General features: G+C 43.7%; 22 protein-coding genes and 2 pseudogenes. 22 read left to right on the plus strand and 2 right to left on the minus strand.

Annotation, left to right across the window (positions count from 1 at the left end; all coding sequences use genetic code 11):
* Nucleotides 1-182 precede the first annotated feature (182 nt).
* The 6 genes and pseudogenes from Q6A92_RS02105 to Q6A92_RS02130 all read left to right on the plus strand — a co-directional run bounded on the left by Q6A92_RS02105 (nucleotide 183) and on the right by Q6A92_RS02130 (nucleotide 5,617).
* Nucleotides 183-1,361 (plus strand): sugar MFS transporter, encoded by a 1,179-nt coding sequence (locus Q6A92_RS02105; protein WP_332236949.1) that lies wholly within the window; start codon nucleotides 183-185, stop codon nucleotides 1,359-1,361.
* Nucleotides 1,362-1,645: 284 nt separating this feature from the next.
* Entirely contained in the window at nucleotides 1,646-2,653 is a 1,008-nt protein-coding gene (gene rbsR / locus Q6A92_RS02110) for a ribose utilization transcriptional repressor RbsR (RefSeq protein ID WP_274399721.1), read from the plus strand.
* Nucleotides 2,654-2,948: 295 nt separating this feature from the next.
* Nucleotides 2,949-3,182: pseudogene (locus Q6A92_RS02115) on the plus strand (phosphopentomutase); the annotation flags it as partial.
* Between the two features lie 18 nt (nucleotides 3,183-3,200).
* On the plus strand, nucleotides 3,201-4,502 hold the full coding sequence (locus Q6A92_RS02120) for a pyrimidine-nucleoside phosphorylase (protein ID WP_332236877.1): 1,302 nt from the start codon (nucleotides 3,201-3,203) through the stop codon (nucleotides 4,500-4,502).
* Between the two features lie 45 nt (nucleotides 4,503-4,547).
* Nucleotides 4,548-5,195: a deoxyribose-phosphate aldolase gene (deoC, locus tag Q6A92_RS02125; RefSeq protein ID WP_332236878.1), complete on the plus strand. Its 648-nt coding sequence runs from the start codon at nucleotides 4,548-4,550 to the stop codon at nucleotides 5,193-5,195.
* A gap of 20 nt (nucleotides 5,196-5,215) precedes the next feature.
* Nucleotides 5,216-5,617, plus strand: a complete 402-nt coding sequence (locus Q6A92_RS02130) for a cytidine deaminase (protein ID WP_443029672.1) — start codon at nucleotides 5,216-5,218, stop codon at nucleotides 5,615-5,617.
* 261 nt (nucleotides 5,618-5,878) lie between these two features.
* On the opposite strand, the gene Q6A92_RS02135 is transcribed toward Q6A92_RS02130, so the two are convergent.
* Nucleotides 5,879-6,148 (minus strand): hypothetical protein, encoded by a 270-nt coding sequence (locus Q6A92_RS02135; protein ID WP_332236879.1) that lies wholly within the window; start codon nucleotides 6,146-6,148, stop codon nucleotides 5,879-5,881.
* 799 nt (nucleotides 6,149-6,947) lie between these two features.
* Between Q6A92_RS02135 and Q6A92_RS02140 the strand changes: the two genes are divergently transcribed.
* From Q6A92_RS02140 to Q6A92_RS02210, 15 genes and pseudogenes are all read left to right on the plus strand, one after another.
* Entirely contained in the window at nucleotides 6,948-8,171 is a 1,224-nt protein-coding gene (locus tag Q6A92_RS02140) for an O-antigen ligase family protein (protein WP_332236880.1), read from the plus strand.
* Nucleotides 8,172-8,750: 579 nt separating this feature from the next.
* Nucleotides 8,751-9,586 (plus strand): annotated as a pseudogene (licT, locus tag Q6A92_RS02145) (BglG family transcription antiterminator LicT).
* A gap of 179 nt (nucleotides 9,587-9,765) precedes the next feature.
* The gene (locus Q6A92_RS02150) at nucleotides 9,766-11,625 is read left to right on the plus strand and encodes a PTS beta-glucoside transporter subunit IIBCA (protein ID WP_332236881.1); all 1,860 of its coding nucleotides are present in this window, start codon (nucleotides 9,766-9,768) and stop codon (nucleotides 11,623-11,625) included.
* Nucleotides 11,626-11,658: 33 nt separating this feature from the next.
* On the plus strand, nucleotides 11,659-13,125 hold the full coding sequence (locus Q6A92_RS02155; protein WP_332236882.1) for a glycoside hydrolase family 1 protein: 1,467 nt from the start codon (nucleotides 11,659-11,661) through the stop codon (nucleotides 13,123-13,125).
* Between the two features lie 936 nt (nucleotides 13,126-14,061).
* The gene (locus Q6A92_RS02160) at nucleotides 14,062-14,865 is read left to right on the plus strand and encodes a sorbitol-6-phosphate dehydrogenase subunit (RefSeq protein WP_332236883.1); all 804 of its coding nucleotides are present in this window, start codon (nucleotides 14,062-14,064) and stop codon (nucleotides 14,863-14,865) included.
* Between the two features lie 21 nt (nucleotides 14,866-14,886).
* Complete coding sequence (locus Q6A92_RS02165; RefSeq protein WP_332236884.1) at nucleotides 14,887-15,309, plus strand: PTS sugar transporter subunit IIA; 423 nt, start codon at nucleotides 14,887-14,889, stop codon at nucleotides 15,307-15,309.
* On the plus strand, nucleotides 15,302-15,805 hold the full coding sequence (locus tag Q6A92_RS02170; protein WP_332236885.1) for a PTS system mannose/fructose/N-acetylgalactosamine-transporter subunit IIB: 504 nt from the start codon (nucleotides 15,302-15,304) through the stop codon (nucleotides 15,803-15,805). The genes Q6A92_RS02165 and Q6A92_RS02170 overlap by 8 nt, the downstream gene beginning before the upstream one ends.
* A gap of 1 nt (nucleotide 15,806) precedes the next feature.
* Nucleotides 15,807-16,550 (plus strand): PTS mannose/fructose/sorbose/N-acetylgalactosamine transporter subunit IIC, encoded by a 744-nt coding sequence (locus Q6A92_RS02175; protein ID WP_274399744.1) that lies wholly within the window; start codon nucleotides 15,807-15,809, stop codon nucleotides 16,548-16,550.
* Nucleotides 16,550-17,401: a PTS system mannose/fructose/sorbose family transporter subunit IID gene (locus tag Q6A92_RS02180; protein ID WP_332236886.1), complete on the plus strand. Its 852-nt coding sequence runs from the start codon at nucleotides 16,550-16,552 to the stop codon at nucleotides 17,399-17,401. The genes Q6A92_RS02175 and Q6A92_RS02180 overlap by 1 nt, the downstream gene beginning before the upstream one ends.
* Nucleotides 17,402-17,420: 19 nt before the next feature.
* Nucleotides 17,421-18,605 (plus strand): mannitol dehydrogenase, encoded by a 1,185-nt coding sequence (locus tag Q6A92_RS02185; RefSeq protein WP_332236887.1) that lies wholly within the window; start codon nucleotides 17,421-17,423, stop codon nucleotides 18,603-18,605.
* A 69-nt stretch (nucleotides 18,606-18,674) separates the two neighbouring features.
* Nucleotides 18,675-19,256, plus strand: coding sequence for a dihydroxyacetone kinase subunit L (locus tag Q6A92_RS02190; RefSeq protein WP_332236888.1), 582 nt, complete (start codon nucleotides 18,675-18,677; stop codon nucleotides 19,254-19,256).
* Between the two features lie 14 nt (nucleotides 19,257-19,270).
* Complete coding sequence (locus Q6A92_RS02195; protein ID WP_274399749.1) at nucleotides 19,271-20,272, plus strand: dihydroxyacetone kinase subunit DhaK; 1,002 nt, start codon at nucleotides 19,271-19,273, stop codon at nucleotides 20,270-20,272.
* 19 nt (nucleotides 20,273-20,291) lie between these two features.
* The gene (gene hxlA / locus Q6A92_RS02200; RefSeq protein WP_332236889.1) at nucleotides 20,292-20,951 is read left to right on the plus strand and encodes a 3-hexulose-6-phosphate synthase; all 660 of its coding nucleotides are present in this window, start codon (nucleotides 20,292-20,294) and stop codon (nucleotides 20,949-20,951) included.
* The gene (gene hxlB / locus Q6A92_RS02205; protein ID WP_332236890.1) at nucleotides 20,948-21,514 is read left to right on the plus strand and encodes a 6-phospho-3-hexuloisomerase; all 567 of its coding nucleotides are present in this window, start codon (nucleotides 20,948-20,950) and stop codon (nucleotides 21,512-21,514) included. Before hxlA ends, hxlB begins: the two co-directional genes overlap by 4 nt.
* A gap of 206 nt (nucleotides 21,515-21,720) precedes the next feature.
* The gene (locus tag Q6A92_RS02210; protein ID WP_332236891.1) at nucleotides 21,721-22,509 is read left to right on the plus strand and encodes a GntR family transcriptional regulator; all 789 of its coding nucleotides are present in this window, start codon (nucleotides 21,721-21,723) and stop codon (nucleotides 22,507-22,509) included.
* A gap of 633 nt (nucleotides 22,510-23,142) precedes the next feature.
* Here the strand turns inward: Q6A92_RS02210 and Q6A92_RS02215 are convergent.
* Nucleotides 23,143-23,298, minus strand: coding sequence for a hypothetical protein (locus Q6A92_RS02215; RefSeq protein ID WP_274399757.1), 156 nt, complete (start codon nucleotides 23,296-23,298; stop codon nucleotides 23,143-23,145).
* 223 nt (nucleotides 23,299-23,521) lie between these two features.
* On the opposite strand from Q6A92_RS02215, the gene Q6A92_RS02220 reads away from it, so the two are divergent.
* Nucleotides 23,522-25,138 (plus strand): PucR family transcriptional regulator, encoded by a 1,617-nt coding sequence (locus Q6A92_RS02220; protein WP_332236892.1) that lies wholly within the window; start codon nucleotides 23,522-23,524, stop codon nucleotides 25,136-25,138.
* Nucleotides 25,139-25,312: the final 174 nt, after the last annotated feature.

A 25,312-nucleotide genomic window follows, 5' to 3' on the forward strand; every position in this document is an offset into this window, starting at 1 on the left:
GAGCCATTGATACGATCGTCGAAAGTTTTCTGGAAAAACTGCCCACCAGCTACCGCAAACAACTGAAAAAAGCAGCAGCTTGAACTAATTTACTTGTGGAAAACGTAGAACCGGCAAGGTGTTAGGGCACTTTTTTAACTTTCAAGTTTTAGTTAATTACGCAATTTAAGTCTGTTTTTCTGCTGAATGATACCGCCACGGCCTTCGTGCAAAGCGCTTTCTACGGCGGCTATTTTTTGATTGCCATTCCGGCGTCGCTGATCATTAAAAAGAACAGCTATAAATTTGCTATTATGACCGGCCTGCTTTTTTACATTGTCGGCTGCAGTATGTTCTTCCCGGCCTCTCATTTAGCAACCTACAGCATGTTCTTGGTTGCAATTTTTGCCATTGCGGTTGGTCTCAGCTTTCTGGAAACTTCGTGCGACACATACAGTTCGATGCTGGGTCCGAAGAAATCCGCCAATATGCGGTTGAACATCTCGCAGACGTTGGTTCCTCTGGGTGATATTACAGGCATTATTCTCGGCAAGTATTTGATCTTCGGATCCGTAGGCAATCTGCAGGCGAAAATGAGTGTAATGCATGGCGCAGAACGTATTGCATATGGTGAAAAAATGCTGCAATTAACACTTATGCCTTACAAGTACATTCTGATTGTTCTGGTTGCCATCCTGGTTATTTTCGCCTTAACGCCGATGCCGCGTGCTAAGGCTGCCGAAACCGGGAAGCAGGAAGAAGCAAAGCCCGGTTTGTCCGAAACCATTCGTTATTTGTCTCACAACAAGCGCTATATGAAAGGGGTCATGGCTCAGTTTTTTTATGCCGGCGTGCAAACGGCCGTTTGGTCGTTTACGATTCGTCTGGCATTAAATCTAAACAGCCATATCACAGACAGTGCAGCGTCGACTTTTATGATTTATAGTTATATTGTCTGGTTTGTCGGAAAATTAGTTGCTAACTTCTTTCTTGCCCGCTACTCAATCACAAAGGTATTGACATGGTTCTCCGCTTTGGGGACTCTGTGCCTGGTAGTTAGCTTTACAGTGCCCAGCATGCTCGCCGTTTACGCGGCCATTATGACCAGTTTCTTTTTCGGTCCTGAATGGCCGACGATTTATGCGCATACTTTGGACGCGATTACTGAGAAGAAATATACTGAAACGGGAGGAGCAATCATTGTTATGGCCCTGATCGGTGGGGCGATCATTCCCGCTATTCAAGGGGCTGTATCTGACATTTCCGGTTCAATGCAGTTCTCGTTTATCGTTTCTGCAATCGGTTACTTGATCATCACCCTCTATTTTTATTTTGAGTACCGTTTCGATAAAGCCCACCCGGAACTGGTTCAGGAGCACTAAGCTTGCTTGAAGCGAAATGACCGTACCCCGCTTTGTAAAGATGTCAGATAATATGATAGAATTCTTTCAGAGTGCTTTTTGCAAACTGGAAGAATTTTTTTGGCTTTTTTTATAAAAACCTGTAAGCGGTGGATGATTTATCGAATAAATGATCGCTTAATGCTTGAAAATGAGCGTTTGTTCGTAAAAAACTGCTGTTTACTGCTTACGTAGAGATGATAAAGTAGTATTGAGAGATGTTTTGAATCAATTGGGTGGTTGAATCAAAAGTTGGAGGATAAAAAATGATTCGAAAAGTAACCATTCGCGATGTTGCCGCCGCCTCTGGCGTTTCCATAACAGCGGTATCGCAGATTCTTAATGGAAAAGGCCAGCGTTTCAGCTCCGAGACACAGGAAAAAGTTCACCATTTTCAACATAAATTAGGGTATGTACCCGATTTCAGTGCCCGTCATTTAATCATTAAATCGACAGAAACGATCGGTGTCCTGACTCCTGATTTGGCTAATCCTTTTTTTAGTATGTTTATCAAAGGCGTCCAGCAGACTGCCTGCGAAGAAAATTTTATCCCGCTAATTTTTAGTGCGAATCATGATGAACATTTGGAAACCTCTTATCTGCAAGAGTTGATTAGACGAGCGGTAGATGGATTGATTATCGCCAGTGCTTCAATTACCGCTCAGGCAATCGATCAAAGCTTGAGAAGGAACGGCATTCCCTATATATTGCTTGACCAGAATGCTGTCAGCGATGGCGACCGGGTGAATGTTGATGACAGGCACGGCGGCGAACTGGCTGCCCAGCACTTGTTGTCACTGGGGCACACTCAGATCGCTGTTGTCGTGCCGGAGCATGCAACGGTCAATATCATTAATCGGCTCAATGGGTTTATTGATTGGATGAAGTCGACGGGCCATCCCTTTTCAGACGACTGGATAGTCCATACTCCGATGAACAAGGAAGGTGGATATGAGGCGGCAAGTCAAGAATGCGTTAAGCGAGCCACCGCAATATTTGCGATTAATGACGAAATGGCCATCGGTCTGTACAGAGGATTACGTGAAAGAGGGTTGCGCATTCCTGAGGATATATCTGTGATCGGGTATGATGATATCGATTGGGGCAACTATGTAACGCCTGCACTGACGACGATTCACCAGCCCGTGTTCGAAATGGGCCAGGCTGCAACTCAATTATTGACTCAGAGAATTCGTGCCGACAATCGTCCATTCCAGACAGTCCGGTTACCGGTTAGATTAGTAAAACGGGAAAGCACCGGCATGGCGCGATAGGCCCTGCTTTGAATCGTGCGCAGCCAGTATGAATCTTCAATAACGTCTTCGGAAGATTAACGACAGTTTTTTCCTTCATTATAAGAATATTAGGCAGGTTCTTTACAAACTGTTTTAAGAAAGATACAGAATGGAAGAAATAGATCATAAAATTATTGAAAATTGTCGATTTCAACGTTGTTGCCAGTGAGGCGGGAGCGCGTTCTTTCCCCTATGAAACAGATGATAAAAATGAGAAAGACTTGAACGATCTGACTGCAGCGGGTAGAAGTCAGGCGGGCTTCTGATGCGGGACATGACGGCGGATGATTTGCTGATGATTACAGCCGACCACGGCAATGATCCGACATTTAGAGGAACAGATCACACACGTGAATATGTACCTCTACTGGTTTATTCTCCGGGATTTAAAGAAGGCCGTGCTTTGCCGGTCAGAAAAACATTTGCCGACATCGGTTGTACGATTGCGGATAATTTTAATGTGAAGCAGGCTGGACCGGGTACGAGCTTTTTAAGTCAATTATTTTAAGAAGGGGAATGATGCACGATGCGCATGGTCGATATTATTTCAAAAAAACGCGACGGGGCGGAACTGACCGCTGAAGAAATTAAATTTTTTGTGGATGGGTACACAAACGGCGGGATTCCGGATTACCAGGCGAGTGCGCTGACCATGGCTATTTATTTTCAGGACATGTCGGACCGCGAAATTGCCGATCTGACGCTGGCTATGGCCCATTCCGGGAAGATTCTCGATCTGTCGGCGATTGATGGTATAAAAGTGGATAAGCATTCGACCGGCGGCGTCGGCGACACAACTACCCTCGTTCTGGCGCCGCTGGTCGCTTCTCTGGGCGTCCCGGTCGCCAAAATGTCGGGGAGAGGCCTCGGCCATACGGGAGGGACGATTGACAAGCTCGAATCGATTAATGGATTTCATACTGAGCTTTCAAAAGAAGAATTTGTTCATTTGGTCAATCAAGATAAGATTGCGGTGATGGGACAGACAGCCGATCTGACGCCGGCGGATAAGAAATTGTATGCGCTGAGGGACGTGACGGCAACGGTGGATTCGATCCCTCTGATCGCCAGCTCGATTATGAGCAAAAAGATCGCCTCCGGTGCGGATGCCATTGTCCTCGATGTGACCACGGGTGCCGGAGCATTTATGAAAAATGAAAAAGACGCCGTTCGTCTGGCTGAAACGATGGTGCGGATCGGCAATCATGTCGGGCGCCGGACGATGGCGGTAATCTCGGATATGTCACAGCCTCTCGGTTTTGCAATCGGCAACGCGATCGAGGTTAAAGAAGCCATCGATACTTTAAAAGGAAAAGGTCCCGAGGATCTGACGGAACTGGTGCTGGCGCTCGGCAGTCAGATGGTCGTGCTGGCCAATCGGGCACCGTCCGCGGCTGAGGCGAGAAAAATGCTGGAAAACGCTCTTTCTAACGGAACAGGGCTCGAAAAATTTAAGAGTTTTGTTGCCAATCAGGGGGGAGATCCTTCAATCGTCGATCATCCGGAAAATCTGCCTCAGGCTCGCTATAAAATTGATCTTCCGGCCCGCTCCACAGGTTTTGTCTCAGAAATGGTTGCCGATCAGATCGGCCTTGCCGCGATGCTTCTCGGTGCCGGCCGGGCCACAAAGAATGATACGATTGACTTTGCTGTGGGCATTCTGCTTAAAAAGAAGGTCGGCGATCAAGTTGTACAGGGCGAACCGCTGGCGACGATCTATTCGAATCGGGAAGATATAGAAGACGTTAAGGAAAAAATTTATCAAAATATCACTATTTCCGATCATTGCCAGGCGATAAAATTAATTCATAAGATCATTACCGAATGAAAAGAAAAACAAGTTTTTAAAAATGAACAAGAGAGGCGACGACCTTTGAATATTGCAAAGTATATTGATCATACCCTGCTTAAGCAAAACGCGACGAAAAATGAGATCCTGCGAATCATTGAAGAGGCCAAAAAATATCAATTTGCGTCGGTCTGCATCAATCCATGCTGGGTCCGCCTGGCTGCTGAGGAACTTAAGGGCAGCGCAATTAACGTGTGCACAGTCATTGGTTTTCCTCTTGGTGCCGGTACATCCGCAGTCAAGGCCTTTGAAGCCGAAAAAGCAATTCAGGACGGCGCCCGCGAGATCGACATGGTCATGAATGTCGGCGCACTGAAAAGCGGCGATCGGGAATACGTAGAAAAAGACATCCGTGCCGTGGTGGATGCGGCCCGCGGTAAAGCGCTGGTCAAGGTCATTATTGAAGCATGTCTTCTTTCTGATGAGGAAAAGACTCTGGCCTGCCAATTGGCTGTAAAAGCCGGGGCAGACTATGTAAAAACTTCAACCGGCTTTTCAAGCGGAGGCGCCACTGCCGAAGATGTCGCGCTGATGAGACGAGCCGTCGGGAAAGAAATCGGTGTAAAAGCCGCAGGCGGCATTCACACGAAAGAAGAAGCAGAAACCATGATTGCGGCAGGCGCGACGCGTATCGGAACCAGCTCAGGTACAATCATAATGAATGAAAATTGATAATGACGGAAGGGAAAGAGATGACCGGAATGAATCAAGTGGATGAATGGATTAACGATGCAATCCGTATCAGAAAGAATGCTTATGTTCCCTACTCGCATTTTTCGGTTGGGGCCTGTCTTGTCACAAAACAGGGTAAAACGTATCTAGGGTGCAACATTGAAAATGCTTCTTATGGATTATCGAATTGTGCCGAAAGGACGGCCTTTTTCAAAGCACTGTCTGAAGGCGAAACAGAGTTCCAATATTTGGTCATTGCCGGCGATACGGAAAAACCGATCGTTCCCTGCGGTGCATGCCGTCAAGTCATGGCGGAATTCTGTTCCGCTGCCATGCCGGTGCTGCTTGTCAATACAAAAGGGGACAGAAGAGAGACAACAGTCGGCGAATTGCTGCCCGGTGCTTTCTCAATGGAAAAATAACTCATATTGATGGATTAGGCTCTTCTTTTTGCTTGGAAAATTTTGTGGACAAACAAATGTTTATGTCCTGTGCGGCTGCCGCCCTATTGATTTGAGCTGACAGCCGATTTATTCATTCGGCCGCAACATTTATCGGCTGTTGCGCACTGTATTGATCCCGTTGCGAGAAGTTATCGGTCGCCGCAGTGGATTTAACGGTCGCTGCCCCTGATTTATCGGTCGCCGCGAGAAGTTTATCGGTCATCGTGCCTGGGTTTTCGGTCATTGTAGCGGTTTATCGGTCGACAAATCCAGGTTTTCGGTCGGCGCAGTGGATTTAACGATCGCTCCTGATTTATCGGTCAACGCGGTCGGTTTATCGGTCGCTGCCCCTGATTTATCGGTCAACGCGAGGAGTTTATCGGTCGCTGCCCCTGATTTATCAACCATTGCCAGAAATTTATTGCTCAGCGCGCCGGATTTGTCAGTCGTTATCGAAATTTTATCGATCGTGGAAAGAAAATTGGCTTCCGCAAGAATCAATTGCCCCATGAAGAGCCAATTATAAATTCATGGCACAACGTGACAATAAGTTAAATGAATACTTTTAAAATATGATCATGTTTAAGCGGAAATACCGGATAGTTGCTGAATAGATAACCATTTATCCTGTATTTTCGCACTTTTCACACAGAAGCACATGTAAAGTACAAAATTTTTACAACTCTGTCGAAGAAATAAAATGAGTAATCCATCCAGCTGATGTATATTGTATACAGCCGGGCTTGTGAATAGGTCATCTGCTTTTCTGAAAAGCGGGTATATTTTTCTGAAGGGGAATGCGAACAGCGATATACTCTCTGAAGGGTGATATCATGTGGCAGGTGTGAAATTCCGGAAGCACTCGATACTTTCCTATGTTTGCCGCATATCAATATATATTGTATTGAAAACCGTCAGTAACCGTTGGCATAGCGATAGTAGCTGGCAAAATATATCAATAACATTCAAAGAATCAGCAGTAAACGGTCCTGAATCAATAAGCGCGAGTGATCAAAATTATGAAAGATTTTTTTAACAGGCATCGGCCCATTTCAGCGGCGGCGGGACGGCCATCTGAATGGTGGCCGATGCGTGATTGAAATCTTAGAAAGCAGTTTGCCGACTGGGATGAAATCACAAAATATAATGAATACCCCGTAAGTAATCCTTTGTCTTGATTATCCCTTAATTAGCACATATTTGTGAATTTCCTGATATAATTTTTCATAAGTGTAAGATTCAATAGGAAACGAACCAATCTATTTTATTAGAGTCGAGGGAATACATGATTTCCTCTGGGAGGATCTGTATGAACTGGTTTACCTTTATCTGTTTGGCTGTTGTCTTTCTGATTTCGCCTTTTCAATGGGGACTTTTCTATGAATCTGATATTCGTGTCTGGGAGTGGCTGATTCTCGTATTATTCATTCTCAATATCGTGTGGTATTGGATCAGAGAACGTCAGGTGCTGACAAAAAACAGCGTTTATTTTCTGGTTCTGCTTCTTCCCTTTATGTATGTACTCGCTGCTCCGTTTGCTTTAAATCAGCAGGGCAACTGGCAGATGATAGTCAGATTTTTTACGTATGCATTTTTCTTTCTGTTGTTAATCTGGACGGGAGAATCACCCGGGATCAGAAAACTTTATCCGTACGTTTTTCATCTGTTAGGTATTGCCTTCCTTATTTTTGCCGTAGCCAATATATTGGGGATTATTCACCTGGATACGTCGATGGTCGGATGTGTCGAACCGCGATCGTGCGGTCCTGTACGTTATCCAAACACATTCGGTGCAATAATGAGTGCTTACTGGTTTTATACATTCACTGTCTTCATTCATCGAAAAATACCGGATTGGCGAAGCGTCCTGATCATGCTGCTCCTTGCCGGATATGCCGGCGTCGCTATGCTTACCTTTTCACGGGGGACTTATATCTTTTTCAGCGTTACATTTATTCTGGCTTTTCTTTTATTATATAAAAAATGGAAAAAGTTCATTTTCGTTTCGCTTCTTGCTCTTTTCCTGTCACTGGCTGTATTCGATCTGCTGTCGCTGGATAAACATATAGATTATAACGGCTTTTCAAGTTTAACGACGCGTTTTTCCAGTATCAGTCCCGTCACGTCTACCGCGGTGATCCGGGAAAACTTTTACAAAGATGCACTTTCAATGAGCCGGGAGTCGCCGTGGTTTGGATTCGGGGGCAAAAGCTGGACGGTCTATTATCCGGAGTATGCCCATCAGGGGAACGGACTGGATCAGGTCCACAACGGTTACCTCTCATTTCTTATCGAAATTGGCTGGGTCGGCCTGTCCGTTTATATTCTGGTGCTCGGTTTGTTCATCTTCCGGATTGCTAAATCGGATGAACCAAGAGAACGGCGGATAGGCGTCATTCTTGCTTTAGCCATGCTGTTCGGGCATGGAACGGTTGATTATGATTTATCCTATGGAACGGTATGGCTGCTTATTTTCTGGCTAATCGCGATAGGCGCGGGCGGCCGCCGGGCTTCCGCCGCTTCCTATTCGTAAATTCGGGCATGGAGAGCTGCTGGGCCCGACCCGTCATCCGTGTGTGAAGGCCTATCGCAAGTTTGAATACCGCACCGATGAAATAGGCAAGCCATTATCCGGTAAACTTCATCAATGCAAGGAAATTAAATTCCGCCGGATTGGCATTCGATTATTTTCCGGATTATTCAGGAACAAATTCAGGTGGTCCAGATTGTTACAATTAATAGGCGTGAAGATAGCCAGGTCTTTAGAATTGCCGGAGATTGCCTAAAATGAATCATATGATCTCATTTTAAAGAGAGTACTGAAAAGCCTTTTTTTCAGTGCCCTTATTGCCTGCTGCACTTGGCTTAGATTTGTCCAAAGTTCTTCAACAAAATTAACTGTAGTATAAAGCTGGATAATAAAACTATATTGCAAGCGCTTGCTGAAAATGATATACTGATATCGTTGAAAAGGATTGTTACTGTGAATAATTTAGCACAGGCAAAACCTAATGAGGTACAAGAACCGCCGGGATTTTTTCTGACGTTTTTGTGTCGATTTAGGTTTTTTTAATTTCCCAGACTATAATTAGCAGGAAGGGTAGAGACGAAGATGAAGATCAAAAAGGTCTATAATAATAATGTGCTTCTTGCAGAAAATGATCAACATCTTGAAATTGTAGTCATGGGAAAAGGCCTGGCATTTCAAAAAAAGCCGGGGAGGAAGTGGAGAGTACAAAAGTTGAGAAAACATTTATACTGGAGAAAAAAGAATGGTCTCATCAGTTTCAGAAATTATTGAACGAGATTCCGGTTCAATATTTTGAAATTGCGGGTGAAATTATTCAGCGGGCTCAATCCGTCCTTCGTGCAAAATTGAGCAGCTATCTTTATCTGACATTGACGGATCATATTAACTATGCGATAAGTCGGCATAGGCAGGGACTGGATATACAGAATGCACTCATTTGGGAGATTAGAAAATTCTATAAAAAAGAATTCCAGATTGGGCTGGAAGCTTTAGACATTATACAAAATCAGAGCGGGGAAAGGCTTACTGAGGATGAAGCCGGTTTCATTGCTGTGCATCTTGTCAATGCTCGAATTGACGGGCAAGGGATGCACCAGACGATAAAAATGACGGAAATGGTTCATGACATTTTAAACATTGTGAAGTATTATTATAAAATGAATCTTGATGAAAATTCATTGAATTATGAACGATTTGTCACCCATCTCCGCTTTTTTGCACAAAGATTGTTTTATCATGAAGTACCCTGTTCTGATGATGATTTTTTATTTGCGCAGGTGAAGAGAAAATATGCAAAAGCTTTTGACTGTATGAACAAAATAAAAGGTTATCTGCACAACACCTTTGGATCAGAAATTTCGAAGGATGAACAGGTTTATCTGACGATTCATATTCATCGTGTGGCGGAGCGCAAGTAACCGATCTGACAAAAACTCGCAGTTTTTGAAATGATCATCTTTCAATAGACTTTTATATCTCAAAATAGGATTGTTACTGGTTATGCAGGCAAAACCTAGATGATTGTATCCGAATGGGTGCAATCATCTAGGTTTTTTTCTTGGGAATAAGTTAAGGAAAATCACAAGGAGGAAGCAAAATGGATTATCAGAAATTAGGTAAAGATATTTTAGCGGCTGCCGGTGGCGAAAAAAATGTTAATTCATTGATTCATTGCGCGACACGGCTGAGATTCAAGTTGAAAAATTCATCGAAAGCCAATAAAAACGCTATTGAAAAAATGAACGGGGTCATTACAGTAGTTGAAAGCGGCGGGCAGTTTCAAGTCGTGATCGGTAATTCTGTCGCGAAAGTATATGATGCCATTATGGATATAACACATCTGGACGATCATTCGTCTATCGACAGTTTCGCAGAAGAAGGCAATGATAAAGAAAGTCTGTTAAGCAGAGCTATTGACGTGATTTCAGGGATTTTCACACCGTTTCTAGGCGCACTTGCCGGTGCCGGTATTCTGAAAGGCCTTCTGGCACTTTTTGTGGCTCTCGGCTGGTTATCGGCTCAAAGCGGGACCTATCAGATTTGGTATGCGGCCAGCGACAGTGTTTTTTATTTTTTACCGATACTTTTGGCCTATACCTCGGCTAAGCAATTCAAAGTCAATCAATTTGTCTCGGTTGCCATCGCTGGCGCACTCATCTATCCTTCTATTGTATCGTTGGTCGGCAAGAGTGCCGGACTTACATTCTTTGGAATTCCAGTTGTCCTGATGAGCTATTCATCGACTGTGATCCCGATTATTCTGGCCATTTGGCTTCTTTCTTTCCTGGAACCCATCCTTAATCGGCTGATTAGTGAAAGCATCCGATATATTCTGTCTCCGATGTTATCTTTAATGATTATGGTTCCGTTGACGTTAATCGTTGTCGGTCCTTTAGGAACGTACATTAGTGACGGATTAGCAAGTGGTTATTCATTGATCTACAATCTCGCCCCGTTTGCGGCGGGACTTGTAATGGGTGCACTGTGGCAGGTTTTTGTCATTTTCGGTGTTCATTGGGCGTTTGTTCCATTAATGATGAATGACATCTCCCAATTAGGCCATGATACGCTGCTGCCGCTTCTTACACCTGCCGTCCTCGCTCAGGCTGGTGCGGCCCTTGGCGTCTTCTTAAAGACCAAAAACAGAAAGTTGAAATCCTTGTCTGGATCATCGACGATTACTGCACTGTTTGGTATTACAGAACCAACCATTTACGGCGTTACTCTGAAGTATAAGAAACCTTTTATTTGTGCGGCTGTTTCCGGGGGCATTGGCGGGGCGATTGTCGGTGCAGTGCATAGTCAGGCCATGTCTTTTACATTTCCTAGTCTTCTGGCCATCCCGACCTATTTAGGAAAAGGATTTACAGGAATGCTGATCGGTATTTCCATCGCTTTTTTACTGGCAGCTGTCCTTACCTATTTTTTCGGCTTCAGAGACGAGGTATCCGGATCTGATCAGGCGGCGAAAACAGAACGTTCTGCCAAGGAGCCTCTGATAGAAAAGGAAGTTGTTATCAGCCCAATCAAGGGTAAAGCTGAACCTTTGAACAAGGTCAATGATCAGGCCTTTGCCTCTGGTGCTTTAGGAAAAGGTATGGCTGTTGTGCCTGATGAAGGGGTTCTTAAAGCTCCTGTATCCGGGATCGTAAGCACTGTCTATCCAACGGGCCACGCGATCGGTGTCACCTCAGATAACGGAGCCGAAATTCTCATGCACATTGGAATTGATACCGTCCGGTTGAATGGTAAGTATTTTTCAGTTCGGGTCAAACAGGGAGAGCATGTGAATCAGGGACAACCGCTTGTTACTTTTGATCTTGAAAAAATAAAAAGCGAAGGGTATGATCCGACAACTTCAGTCATTGTGACAAATTCGTCGAATTATCTGGATATCATTGGAACCGATCAGTCCGCTGCAGGCACCAAGGATCGTTTGATGACGCTCGTGATTTAAAAAAGTATGAATAATGTAAAGGAGAGAAAAATCATGCCCATTAGAAAGCACAAACCATTTCCTAACCATTTTCTTTGGGGAGGGGCTATTGCAGCGAACCAGACAGAGGGTGCATTTAATCAAAATGGAAAAGGATTATCTGTCGACGATGTAATCCCGTATATTAAACCTGATCAACACGGAAAAATGAAGATGTCCAATCCAGATTTAAAAACAATTAAAGAAGCTAAAGCAGGAACATCCGGAAATGTTTATCCCAAACGATGGGGAATTGATTTCTACCATCATTATGAAGAGGATATTCAATTATTTGCTGAAATGGGTTTCAAAGCACTAAGAATCTCAATTGCATGGAGCAGAATTTTTCCCATGGGCGATGAACTGTCACCCAACGAAAAAGGGCTGCTGTTTTATGATCGACTATTTGATGCACTTCTTGCTCAAGGTATCGAACCTGTCGTTACACTCTCACACTATGAAATTCCGCTTGGCCTGGCCGAAAAATACAATGGCTGGGCGGATCGGCGCGTTATTGATTGTTTTGTCCGCTATGCGAAAACGGTTTTTAAAAGATATAACACCAAGGTAAAATATTGGATCACATTTAATGAGATTAATGGAATTCTAATGGGACCGTTCATCGCGGGAGGCATTATTACGGATCGGCTTAAGGAGGATCAACTGATACAGACGATCTATCAGGCGGCCCATCATCAGTTTGTTGCCGGTGCTTTGGCGGTGAAAGCCTGTCATACACTTTGTCCGGATGCAAAGATTGGATGCATGATCGCCGGGGTATCCGTTTATCCGCGATCATGCAAACCCGAGGATGTTTTAGCCGCGATGAATGAAGAACGGCGGACACTTTTTTTCACGGATGTTCAGGTTCGCGGTTATTACCCGGCATATGTTCGGCGTTTTTTCACAGAACATAACATGCAGATCGAAACCCAGCGTGAAGATGCCACCATACTAAAAGAGGGAAGAGCCGACTTCGTCGCTTTTAGTTATTACATGTCATCAGTTGCAGAGGCAAATAAGGGCGAGTTGCCGGTTGGCCGACTGTTCAGCGAGGTAAAAAATCCCTATTTGAAGTCTTCGGACTGGGGATGGTCGATTGATCCCCAAGGGCTGCGCTATCTGTTAAACATCTTGTATGATCGCTATCAGAAGCCTCTCTTCATCGTTGAAAACGGATTAGGTGCTGCCGATAAAATTGAACCGGACGGGAGCATCTGCGATGACTATCGGATTGATTACTTGCGTGCGCACATTGAGCAGATGAAAGAAGCCATTGAAGACAGTGTCAATCTGATCGGTTATACAACTTGGGGACCTATTGATCTGATCAGCGCGACAACTTCGGAAATGTCGAAACGCTATGGTTTTATCTATGTTGACCAGGACAACGAAGGCCACGGCACGTTGGAAAGAAAGCGTAAAAAGAGTTTTTACTGGTATAGAAACGTGATCGCCAGCAATGGAGAACAGCTTGATTGATTTTAGGCAGACGATCGAGAGAGTTAAGATAAGATAATTGAACATATAGAAACGTTGAAGAGCCTGTTAAAAGGCTCTTTTCTAGCATCAGACAATTAACATTTTCTGAAGAAGCGAAGCTGTCAATTTTATGACAGAACTTTTAAACGGATGGCAGGACACCGTCTGCAGATGAAATATGGGTCAGCTTCCCTCACTGGCAAGTAAGCTATTGCAGTATGATTTCCGATTCAGTAATAACTTTTTTCAAAGATGGATCATTTCAATTCACCATTCAGCATTTGTTGAAAAATTATCTGTCTTGATGCATGCTAAGGCATATAAATCAAACTGCTCCTGTAAATTGATAAACGGTCCTTATTTGCATAAATGAATCAGCACATTTTGTTTTCTTCTTCAAAAAGCTTTAAATTTCTCAAACAATTTAAGATTGTTCCATGAGATTTTCATAGATCGGCATTCTCCCCCATTCTTAGAGAATCCGAACCCCGTCCGCAACGACCGACACAACCAGCGCCGACCGATAACTGCTTCTAAAGGTCGATAAATCTGATGTGCCGACCGATAAAACTACCATATCGACTGAAAAGCCGCTTCTAACGACCGAAAAACTCCCGGCAACGACCGATAAAACCAGCACCGACCGATAAACTGCTTCTAACGATCGATAAACCCGCTGACACGACCGAAAAACTCCCTGCGGCGACCGATAAACCGGGCACGATGACCGATAAAACTCCCATGCCGACCGATAAACCCGCGGTCGATGTGATGATTAATAAATCGACGATAAATTGCAATAATTCAATTTTAACAAAATGTCCAAATGTAACCGCTTGCATTAGGGAAATAAATATGTTACTTTTTCTTTAGACATAATGATGTCATGACATTCTGTCGTAATTATTGTTTTGAATTTTAATGGAGGTGAGATTTATGGGTTGGATTGATTTGGGGGGAAAATATGTTGTCATCACAGGAGGAAGCTCGGGAATCGGAGCGCAGATTGTCCGGATGATGCAGGATAATGGTGCAAGTGTCACGATTATAGACCTGAAGGAAAACGATGAATTAACGAATCTGAAGAATGTGGATTATAGGCATTGTGACATAACGGACGATCGGCAGGTTACCATGACATTTGACCGTATCTTTGAGGAACATTCCAAAGTGGATGCACTTATTAATGATGCGGGAGTCAATACGCCTAAGCTGCTCGTTGACTACTATGACAAAGAGCCTGGACACGAATACACCTCAGGTGATTTTGATTTTATATTCAACGTCAATGTCAAGGGGGCTTTTCTCTGTACCCAAGCTGCAGCAAGACAAATGATCAGGCAGAAACATGGCGTTGTGATTAATATCAGTTCTGAAGCCGGCAGCCAGGGGTCTGTTGGGCAAAGTATATATTCTGCTACCAAGGGAGCCATTAATTCATTTACATTATCCTGGGCAAAGGAATTAGGACGTTTTAATATTCGCGTTGTTGCTATTGAACCGGGCATTAATGTTCCGACTCCCATGGGGAACCCGGAGCACGTCAAGTATTTAGCGTATACCCGCGGCACGAATTCGGATACGAAAGGAACAGAGACAAGCTACAAAAAAATTATTCCCCTTGGCAGAGTGGGGCAGCTGGATGAGATTGCCGATTTGGTCAATTATTTAGTTTCAGATCGTTCTAGTTACATTACCGGTACTGTGATAAATATTACCGGGGGAAAATCTCATAGTTGATGAAAGGGGAAAGAGTGATTCATGAGCGGAATTGAAAAGCCATGGATTCTGATCGTTACACATGGTCATCTCTGTGAAGAAATCGTTAAAAGTGCTGAAATGATTCTTGGAAAATTGCAAAATGTTTATACTTTTCCATTAGTTGAGGGTGAAGAACCTCAGGAATTACGAGATAAAATTCGGGCTGTTTTAGACAAGGCCCCGGACAACTCAATTCTTCTGGCTGATATGTTTGGCGGGACTCCGGCTAATGCGCTGGCCTATTTTTCACAACAAAAAAAGTATACTGTCGTTTCAGGCCTTAATTTAGGAATGCTCATTGAAGCTGAAATGATTCGTTCCCAGGATAATTACAGTAATATTGCCGAACATTTACTGGCATCGGCCTTAAAAAGCATGGTGGATATCAGGAGAGCAATGAAAGAAGGTGCCAAAAATGCTTGATGGAGTCAAGCTTGTCCGTATTGACTATCGTCTTATTCACGGTCAGGTCATTACAAAATGGAGCAATAAAGCTAACGTTAATCGCATTGTGGTGGTAAATGATGAGCTGGCCAAAGATTCATTCATGGCTCAAATATATACCATGGCTGCGCCTCCGGGAATTAAAGTTGAAGTTGTTGCCATAGAAAATTTTGTGAAAGAGGCTTTGAAAGTCGACAGTTCATACAATTCAAAAGCGATCCTAGTATTATTCAAGAACATTATCGATGCCAAAAAAACGGTCGAAGCGGGTGTCAAATTTAACAGTATGCAAATTGGCGGATTAGGTGCCGGCAATGGCCGAAAGATGATCGTCAAAGGCATTTCGATTGATAGAAAGGATGCGGAGGACCTATTAGTGATACAGGACACCGGCGTAGAAGTGAATTTTCAAGTAACACCCGAGGAAAATCGTGTTAGCCTGAACAAGGCTGTTCAAAAATTGGGGATGAGATAAAATGTTAGGAGTTTCTATCTTCACCGGTATTTATTACTGGATTATGAAAACTGATGTTGGATATGGAATTACCCATGCGATACGTCAGCCTTTATTTTCAGCGTTGTTTATCGGTTTAATCATGGGCAAATTTACTGAAGCCATTATTATTGGCGCTGCCGTCCAGATTCTGTATATCGGGTTGGTCGCCGCCGGTTCGAATCTGCCGGCAGACGATTGCCTCGCGGGATTGATTGCCATTCCCATTGCCCTGCAGTCTAATTTAACGCCGGCCGTTGCCATTACTATTGCCGTTCCGGTTGGGGTTATCGGCGTTTTCCTGGATCAATTTCGTAAGACCATCAATATCGTGTTTGTGCATATGGCTGATCGGTTTGCTGCCAAGGGTAATCAAAAACAAGTGGTCCTTTCTGCGTTATTATATCCGACTTTGTTAGCGCTTTTTTACCGATTCCCTGTTCCGTTTTTCGCCAACTTATATGGGGCCAATGCAGTTACGGCGTTTATGAAGATTATTCCTCAATGGCTGATCAATGGTTTTGGCATTATGGGCGGCATTTTGCCCGCTCTTGGATTTGCTTTGACGATGTTCGTAATTGGGAGTAAACAGTTATTGCCTTGGTTCTTTATTGGCTTCTTCCTGGTTGAATATTCGAAAATCCCGGTTATGGGTGCTGCTATTTTCGGTATTGCCGCAATTATTTTGATTTCAATGTGGCAACAAAAGAAAGGAGCTAATGCGTGATGGACTCTAATAGAGAAGAAAGTAAAACAATCCAGATTACAGAAAAAGACGTTAAGAATAGCTGGCTGCTTCATTATATAGTCGCCGAAGTGGGCATTTCCTATGAACGTCTGCAGGCTTTAGGTCTAACAGTTTCGCTGCTGCCTGTTTTACGGAAACTATATAAGACCAAAAGTGATATTGCCGATGCGATGAGACGGCACTTAGTATTTTTTAACACGGAAGCTGTCTTTGGATCGCTGATTAACGGAATCGTTATATCCATGGAAGAGCAAAAAGCACGCGGAGAGGACATTAATACTGAAGCGATTACGGGTATTAAAACCGGACTGATGGGACCTTTAGCCGGTATCGGGGATTCCATAGACTGGGCTACTTTTAAACCGATTATTTTTGCATTGGCAGCTACCTTGAGTGCGAAGGGGAATCCATTGGGTGCATTTGTTTTACTGGTCCTGCCGATGATCCAGATTATTATCGGCCGTCAACTCTCCGCGTTCGGATATCGTATCGGGCGTGATTCAGTCACTGAATTGTTATCATCCGGGCGTATACAGCAACTCATTACTGCTGCCAAGACTCTTGGGCTTTATATGATGGGAGCTCTTTCATCGACATATATTGCTGTAACGACGCCTGTAAAATTTGTTTTCGGCCAGGGGAATGCTCCTTTTGTATTGCAAAAGGTATTGGACAGCATTGCACCCGGATTAATTCCGCTGGCTATAGTATTTTTCATCTATTGGTGGCTGAACCATAAAAACCAGAACCTGGCCGTCGTTGTTTTGCTGCTCGTTGCTATTGCCCTGGTCGGATCATTTATAGGAGTGTTAGCGCCGGTTAATAGTTAATCGCATAGGAGATGTCGAAATGAAAGCGGTTCATTTTGGGGCTGGCAGTATTGGAAGAGGGTTTATCGGTGACTTGTTAAATGATTCAGGTTATGAAATCACTTTCTTAGACGTTGATGATGGGATTGTTAACCAAATAAATGAAACTCAGTCCTATTCACTTTATCTGATTGATCACAGCTTGGAGAAACGTGTCGTTGACAAGGTGCATGCGATCAATAGCGCGAAGCATGAAAATGAAGCCGTTGCTGCGTTAAGGGATGCAGACATTATCACAACATCGGTCCTGGGCGGAAACTTAAAAAATATTGCCCCTGTATTGCAAAAAGGCCTTGCTGCTCGTTTAGAAGCCCATCGGCCCCGTGTCAATATTCTTGCATGTGAAAATGTAGTGGGAAATAGTAAAATTTTGCGAAAAAAAATACTCGATTTGTCCGATAACGAGCTAACTGAAGAACAACTCGATCAAACTGCAGCCTTTCCGGATACGGAAGTTGACCGTTTAGTGCTGAAGAGTGTCCGTGATGGAAAAATGGGAATTGATATCGGCGATGCTTATGAACTAGTCATTCAACGAAATGGGCTGGCAGATCCCAAATTGCAGCCAATCAGAGGGGCATTCTATACGGATGACATTCAGAAATATTTTGAACGCAAGCTCTATATTATCAATACCGGTCACGCGTGGGCAGGCTATATCGGGCATATTTACGGGTACACAATTATCCAGGACGTATTTAATGATCCGGAGATTATGCCCGGGATCCGGGGAACCATGCAAGAGACGGCCGCATTGATTCATGCCAAATATGGTTTTACCATGGATGAATTAAAGAACTATATTGATTTTGCTATCAATCGGTTCATGACACCGGGGGTTAGAGACACCATTGTCCGTGTATCGCGCGATCCAATCCGGAAACTGCAGAATAATGAAAGAATGGTCGGACCGGCACTGCAGCTGGAAGAAAGAGGGCTCGATAACAGCCTGTTAATTCGCGGAATTGCAGCTGCTCTCTTGTTTGACATACCAGAAGATAGAGAATCTGTAAAATTGAAAAAATATATTAAAGACAATGGCATTGACCAAGCCATTACACATTTTACCGGTCTTGGTTCAGATCATCCGCTTCATGACCGTGCGCTGACGGGCTACTACCATTTAAAAGACATCAAGCTTTATCATCAGAAAAAGAAAGAGTAGATGAATACAATGGAATTCACAAACAAAGCCGGCATCGTCATTGTCCGAAATATAATTAAGAACATTGAGATGAACAAAGATCACTTGGGGGAGATTGATCGCTTTGTCGGCGATGGCGATCATGGTTCCAATCTCAATAAGGGAATGAAACTGGCTGATCGCGCCATTGATTATGAACATGACGACATGAGTGAAGGATTTAACAAGATTTATAAAGAGCTGACCAATAAGATCGGTGGATCAATAGGTCCCTTACTTGGTTATTTTTTTAAGGGGTTGGCCAGTGCCTCTAAGGATTCAGAATTTATTGACGGCTGCGTGACAGAAAAAATGTTGCTTAATGCGCGCGACAGCGTCACTGCCCTGACTGAAGCAAAGGTCGGTGACAAGACCATCATGGATGTATTGATACCGGCGGTCAATGCCTATCAAGCTGCATATGATACGACTCATGATTTTGAGGCCGGTTTGAACGAAATGAGTTCAGCATCAAAAGAGGGACTTGAGAGTACCAAAAATTTAATTGCTAAGTACGGACGCGGACGCCGTCTGGGAGATCTTGTGATCGGGCATCAGGATTCCGGAGCTGCATCGCTTAATATTATGATACAAACATTTGCTGAGACGGCAAAACAATTGATAAACAAATGAAAGGAAGAAAAATTATGCAGCGTTTTATAAACGATCCCGATTTCGTAGTTGATGATATGCTGCGGGGATTTGCAAAGGCCCATGCGGATAAGGTTTATATTTCCAGGGATAATGATCACGTAGTCGCAATCAGAGAGCGTGATCGTAAGCGAAAAATTGGATTAATCAGTGGGGGAGGCAGCGGTCACGAACCGGCTTTTCTTGGTTACGTGGGCCGCGGTTCACTCGATGCAGTTGCTGTAGGTGAAGTATTCGCCTCTCCGCCGGCCGAAACTTTCTATGATGCTATGATAGCAGCTAACTATAATAATGAAGTCATTGGACTGCTGGGAAACTATGCCGGGGATGTGATGAATTTCAAGATGGCGGCGGACATGGCCAAACAAGATGGGATCACTGCCCGATATGTGACGGCGCATGATGATATTGCCTCCGCTAAAAAAGGCGATGAACAAAACAGACATGGCATTGCCGGCGGCTACTTCATGTGGAAGATTGGCGGGGCCCGTGCCAATGAAGCAGCTACAGCCGACGAGATTATTCTCTCAGTTCAAAATGTTGTCAATAAGACACGCAGTATCGTTGTCGGGTTGTCATCGTTGACGATTCCTTCAGTTGGGAAACCGAATTTTACGGTCGAACCGGGGAAAATGGAGTTTGGCATTGGACATCATGGAGAGCCGGGTATTGAGACGGCGGATCTTGCTGAGGCGGATGGTGTTGCGGAAAAAATGACTCAGGCTCTACTAGACGATTTCGAATTTGATCGGCCGAGACATGTCGCTGTGATGATCTCCGGACTAGGGGCAATGCCGATGATGGAGGCCTATATTCTCTACAACAAGGTGGAGGAGGTCATCCGAAATGCAGGTCATCGCATTGATCATGTCTATATCGGAAATTTTGTCACTTCACTCAATATGAATGGTGTGTCTTTAACGATCGTTGAACTGGATGATGAAATAGAACGTCTTCTGACTGAACCGGATGTTCCGGTTGGTTTGGAGAATTACTGAAAGGGAGTTCTTAACCGATATGAAATTACAGGTCGCACTTGATGGGTTTAAATTAGATGACGCGGTTAAATTTGTGAGAAAAATTTATGACTTTATTGACATCATAGAAATCGGTACGCCTCTGATCATTGACGAAGGCATGCATACCGTCCGCCGCATGAAAAAGGAATTTCCGGCCAAAGAAATCCTGGCCGATCCAAAAATTATGGATGGAGGTTATCATGAGGCGGAAATGCCGTTCCAAGCAGGCGCTGATTATTGCACGGTCCTGGGTGTAGCGGAGGATAATACGATAAAAGAAAGCCTGAAAGCGGCTCAGGATAACGGCGGAAAACTGGTAGTAGATACGTTACAAATCCAGAATTTAGCATCGCGGGTTAAAGAAATTGAAGCAATAGGCGTTCATATTATTTCAGTGCATACCGGCTTTGACCAGCAGCAAATGGGCCGTACACCTCTCCGAGATTTACAAATTGTCAAAGAACATACCAAACGTATTGGTGTTTCTGTTGCCGGCGGTATTAATTCAAAGACGATTGAACAATACATTGCCTTAGAGCCGGATATTGTCATCATGGGCGGCGGATTGCAAAATGCAGAAGATCCGGTAGAAGAAGCCCGAATAGTCAAAGAAGCGCTGCAGCGCCATGAAAAATTAAAAGGCGGCGGAACCCAATGACTCAATCAGAAAATTTGTTGAAAATCATTAATGAACTGCATCGTAATGCAGCGCTTGTCGATAATGATAGCCTTTCAGCAGTTGAAAGACTTATTACCCGTGCTAACCGGGTTTATCTGGCAGGAGCAGGCCGTTCCGGTTTTGCCGCCCGCGGTTTTGCCAATCGATTGATGCATTTAGGCTACCGTTCCTATTTTGTCGGTGAAACCATAACGCCTGCTATCAGTGACAAAGACCTGCTGATTATTGGTTCCGGTTCCGGGGAAACGGCTAGTTTAGTAGCCGATGCCAAAAAAGCAAAAGAAATCGGAGCCTGGCTGGCAACCCTTACTATTTACCCGGACCGGACGATTGGAGCTTTAGCGGATGCGATTATTGAAATACCGGGTGTTACGTCAAAAGTTAATGCGGCAGGCACCGATGCCGGTTCGTCGATTCAGCCCCATGGCTCTTCATTTGAACAGATGAGTTGGCTTGTCTATGATGCAATGGTGGTAGATTTAATGCTTATGACCCATCAAACCGACAAAGAAATGTTTGCACGTCATGCTAATCTGGAATGACTAACCACGTCCTAAACGGGTATTATTAATGCCTTCTGGGAAAGCTCATAACACGGGTATATTCATTGTATAGCAGTGAATGTGAATACTTGGTGTTGTGGGCTTTTTACTTATGTGTATTAACATTTCCAAATGTTTTAAGCATAAGATATACTGAATACAATGATAGATAAAACTCGATGACCAATACGAGGGAGACAGTTTATATGCAAAAAGAAAATACACAGAAATATGAATTGTTTAAGCCGATTACATTAGGTGCTCATTCTCCTGCACCCCTTTATTACCAGATTGAAGAGGATATTATGCAAAAAATTAATAATAAAGTACTCGGCATTGATACTCAGATGCCGAGCGAAGAAAAGTTAATTGATCTCTATCAGGTGAGCCGGACAACAATACGAAAAGCTATAGATGAACTTGTCAGTAAGGGCTTTTTGTACCGCAAGCGGGGAGTGGGAACGTTTGTAGCGAAGCGGCATGATCCGTTCTGGCAGCTTGATAGGTTAGATAGTTTTCCGGAAATGGCTAAATCGACAGGCCATGTCAGTAAAACCGAAGTCATAGATTATTCCCTGGTCGAATCTGATGATCGTTTAATTAAAGCATTCGGCCAGGAGAAACAGCAATTTCACCGTTTAGAACGTCTAAGATTTATTGATGATGTACCTTCGGAGGTGGTGACTACATATGTTCCAATCAAAATTGCCCCGAATCTGATGGACTATGATTTTGAGAAGATGTCATTATATCACGTATTAAAGACATATTTTCATGTCGATATCTCTGCTTCAGAAAAAACGATCAGATCTGTTAACGTAAAAGAGTGTGAAGCAAAATTATTGAATATTCCTGTTGGAACCGCGATTCAAATGGTGGAATCGGTTACGCTTAATAAAGCGAATGAACCGGTTGAATACTCGATCGCGCGTGATTATGGCATAACGGCCACTCTAAAAATAAAAATCAGCACGATTAACGAACAAATTAATTAGAAGGGACCGCTTAATTCCCCATCATCTTGATACATCATCCATTCAGTGTTTCTTTTGTTATGGAAGATGCATCGAAATCCACAATCGTCGAAAAAAGCGCATGTTTTTTCTAAAGCAGAAGGTCTGATCATATATTTTGGAGAAGTGCAAATGGCATCTGACAGTTTTCCATTACCCTGCCGCCGAATCCAGGCAATCGCCAGGCTCTATACCTATTTCCGCGGAAGATTACTTCAGTTTTATGTCCGCATGGCTGTCGGGAGAATCTCTGACTATATTCTCGAACTTTTGAAGAAAAGTATCGTTTAAACGATCAAAGAGAGCTATTTTTTATTGCTTCATTCATATCGTCATCTCTCCTTTTAATGCCTCATAAACAGTTAAACCAGTTTATCGCGGAGACCTCAAAGCAGAAAATGAATGTGCTATTCTGGGCATAAATTCTACAAGAAGGTTCGTTTGCTCTTTTACCCGTTTCCTCCGGCTCAACGTGCTTAGATTGTTCAAGCAGCTCCACACTATTTAAAAATCCATTCTACGGCTTTTGCTTCAGTTGCTGCTTTTCCAATTCTCCCCATTCCTTAAGAATCCGGATCAGCTGACGGTCTACCGATTCAGCTGAAGACCCCAATCTTATTTTGGAGCGACTGATAAACTCCCCGCGACGGTCGATAAACCTCTCACAATGGTCGATAAATCAAGCATGACGACCGATAAACATTTCCCGTCGACCGATAAATCAGGCATACCGACCGATAAATTCCCGGCAATGGTCAAAATCGGGAGCATCGGCCGGCATTCTCCTGCACTAATCGATAAATTTTTCACAATGATCGATAAGTCAACCATAACGGCTGTGAGGAATCGATGTTGCGGCAGCCGAGTCAATGTGATATTATTTTCATAAATTTTTCTGAATATATCTATTTTGACGATAATTCTGGAATGATTGAAATTCTACTCTTTTGTAAAGAATGGATTCATTTTATACACAAGGGGAGCGGTTATGCAGATGAGTGTTACAATTGCAGATCTGCTGAAATTGCCCTGTCTGGAAGATGCGACAGTCAAGGCGGGTTCAAATGGATTAAAAAATATTGTCAGTTCTGTTTCTGTATTGGAGTATTCGGAGCCGACCCATGTCCAGAATCTTTTTTTCGAGAAAAATAAAGTATTTCTGGGCGGAGAGCTGGTGATTACCGGTTTTGTCAATATTAAGGACGATGTCGGCGCCCAGTGCGAATCCATTCGCCGAATACACGCTGCGGGTGATGTGGGCTTAATCATTTATTATGTCGGCATCATTTTGCCGAAGATTGCTCAGAAAGTTTTAGATACAGCGAACGAGCTGAATTTTCCGGTTATCTGTATGCCTAAGAATCGCATTGACCTGCGCTACAGTGAAGTCATCAGCGATGTTGTGGAAGCGATTATCAGGGACCAGAGACAAGAGAAATATTTTGTCGGGGAGATGCTGGAGCGTATATCAAGTATGCCGGCCTATCAGCGTAAAGTTGAAAACGTACTGAGAATGATCAGCGACCGGATCCACTGCACGCTGATTATAACCGACAGGCAGTATGCGATCCTGCAGCGGGCTGCTTGGCCGATGTCGGCAACGGAGCATCTCGAAGAAGCCGTGCAGGTTTATAGAACTGATCAAGATCACAGCAGGGAAAAAGTGACTTTGAGCAGCGGCAGACAGATTTACATGGACAGCAGGTCGATTCTTTCCGATCACCACGTTACTCTGTATCTTTTTGTCGTTTCGGAAAGGACCATAGATAAAGAACAGGTGGATCAATCGACGGAAGTCATTCGTTTATTCATTAATATATGGAACAATCAGGAAGGCCATATCGGGACGACGGAACTTGTGCACGCCATTATTAAGGACGAACCGGTTAAAATGCGTCGATTGGCAGAGATTATGCATGTCAATGTTGCGTCATTTCATACCGTCTGGGTCATTTTTGCACGAAACCGGGCACCTTCAGAAAATCAGGATTCCGTGAATCTCGCATTATTATCAGCGGTTAAGACATTCTTTGGGCAGCAAAAAATACACTTTGTTGCGGATATCTTTGAAAATCGTGTGCTCGTCTTTTTTGAAGATCTGAAATTTATGGATCAACTGCATTCACAGGCGGAAGCATTTATCCAGGAGATCCGGGATGATGCCCATCCGGCGGTGCTGTTTTATCAAACAGGCCTGGAAAATACGACGAACGTCCGCAACACTTATACGCTGTTGAATCTTCATTTAAAGGATATCTTTGCGATCTATCCTCGAAAAGACATCCTGACTTACCAGGAACTGTTGTTTACGAAAGACTGTGCAGAAATGATCGGCCGGGGAGAAGAAAAAGTTCAGGAAACGCTTGCTCCGATTGCGCCTATACTGGCCGATGAAAATGGGGAAACGCTGATCAAGACGCTGACTGTCTATTTGCTTGATGTACAAATGAGTATTGCGAAAACGGCAGATCGATTATATGTTCACCGGAACACTGTAAAATACAGACTGCGGCGGATTGATGAACTCCTTAATTATAATATCCGTAAATTGCCGGAAAACTATTGGGTGTACGTCGCGGTGGCGGCAAGGAGGCTGTTGAGAAAAGGTTAGGTTAAAAAGCAAACTCAATATGACTAAAATCAGGCAGGTTTTGTCCTCGTGGACAATATATCCTGATTTTTTTTATTCTTCTGACTCAATACTTATACAAGTGGACTTGCTATAATGGGCGTTAAATAAAATATTTTAAAAATTATATAATTTTTGATGTTTCTTGCTTAAGGA

Origin of the sequence: Sporolactobacillus sp. KGMB 08714 (genome assembly GCF_036598985.1) — a bacterium.
GTDB lineage: Bacteria > Bacillota > Bacilli > Bacillales > Sporolactobacillaceae > Sporolactobacillus.

What these genes read in the sequence shown, in the direction of transcription:
- rbsR (WP_274399721.1), top strand. Translation starts at nt 1,646, where the DNA reads ATGATTCGAAAAGTAACCATTCGCGATGTTGCCGCCGCCTCTGGCGTT.
- Q6A92_RS02120 (WP_332236877.1), top strand. Translation starts at nt 3,201, where the DNA reads ATGCGCATGGTCGATATTATTTCAAAAAAACGCGACGGGGCGGAACTG.
- Q6A92_RS02130 (WP_443029672.1), top strand. Translation starts at nt 5,216, where the DNA reads ATGACCGGAATGAATCAAGTGGATGAATGGATTAACGATGCAATCCGT.
- Q6A92_RS02135 (WP_332236879.1), bottom strand. Translation starts at nt 6,148, where the DNA reads ATGGGGCAATTGATTCTTGCGGAAGCCAATTTTCTTTCCACGATCGAT.
- Q6A92_RS02140 (WP_332236880.1), top strand. Translation starts at nt 6,948, where the DNA reads ATGAACTGGTTTACCTTTATCTGTTTGGCTGTTGTCTTTCTGATTTCG.
- Q6A92_RS02150 (WP_332236881.1), top strand. Translation starts at nt 9,766, where the DNA reads ATGGATTATCAGAAATTAGGTAAAGATATTTTAGCGGCTGCCGGTGGC.
- Q6A92_RS02155 (WP_332236882.1), top strand. Translation starts at nt 11,659, where the DNA reads ATGCCCATTAGAAAGCACAAACCATTTCCTAACCATTTTCTTTGGGGA.
- Q6A92_RS02160 (WP_332236883.1), top strand. Translation starts at nt 14,062, where the DNA reads ATGGGTTGGATTGATTTGGGGGGAAAATATGTTGTCATCACAGGAGGA.
- Q6A92_RS02165 (WP_332236884.1), top strand. Translation starts at nt 14,887, where the DNA reads ATGAGCGGAATTGAAAAGCCATGGATTCTGATCGTTACACATGGTCAT.
- Q6A92_RS02170 (WP_332236885.1), top strand. Translation starts at nt 15,302, where the DNA reads ATGCTTGATGGAGTCAAGCTTGTCCGTATTGACTATCGTCTTATTCAC.
- Q6A92_RS02175 (WP_274399744.1), top strand. Translation starts at nt 15,807, where the DNA reads ATGTTAGGAGTTTCTATCTTCACCGGTATTTATTACTGGATTATGAAA.
- Q6A92_RS02180 (WP_332236886.1), top strand. Translation starts at nt 16,550, where the DNA reads ATGGACTCTAATAGAGAAGAAAGTAAAACAATCCAGATTACAGAAAAA.
- Q6A92_RS02185 (WP_332236887.1), top strand. Translation starts at nt 17,421, where the DNA reads ATGAAAGCGGTTCATTTTGGGGCTGGCAGTATTGGAAGAGGGTTTATC.
- Q6A92_RS02190 (WP_332236888.1), top strand. Translation starts at nt 18,675, where the DNA reads ATGAACAAAGATCACTTGGGGGAGATTGATCGCTTTGTCGGCGATGGC.
- Q6A92_RS02195 (WP_274399749.1), top strand. Translation starts at nt 19,271, where the DNA reads ATGCAGCGTTTTATAAACGATCCCGATTTCGTAGTTGATGATATGCTG.
- hxlA (WP_332236889.1), top strand. Translation starts at nt 20,292, where the DNA reads ATGAAATTACAGGTCGCACTTGATGGGTTTAAATTAGATGACGCGGTT.
- hxlB (WP_332236890.1), top strand. Translation starts at nt 20,948, where the DNA reads ATGACTCAATCAGAAAATTTGTTGAAAATCATTAATGAACTGCATCGT.
- Q6A92_RS02210 (WP_332236891.1), top strand. Translation starts at nt 21,721, where the DNA reads ATGCAAAAAGAAAATACACAGAAATATGAATTGTTTAAGCCGATTACA.
- Q6A92_RS02215 (WP_274399757.1), bottom strand. Translation starts at nt 23,298, where the DNA reads ATGCTCCCGATTTTGACCATTGCCGGGAATTTATCGGTCGGTATGCCT.
- Q6A92_RS02220 (WP_332236892.1), top strand. Translation starts at nt 23,522, where the DNA reads ATGAGTGTTACAATTGCAGATCTGCTGAAATTGCCCTGTCTGGAAGAT.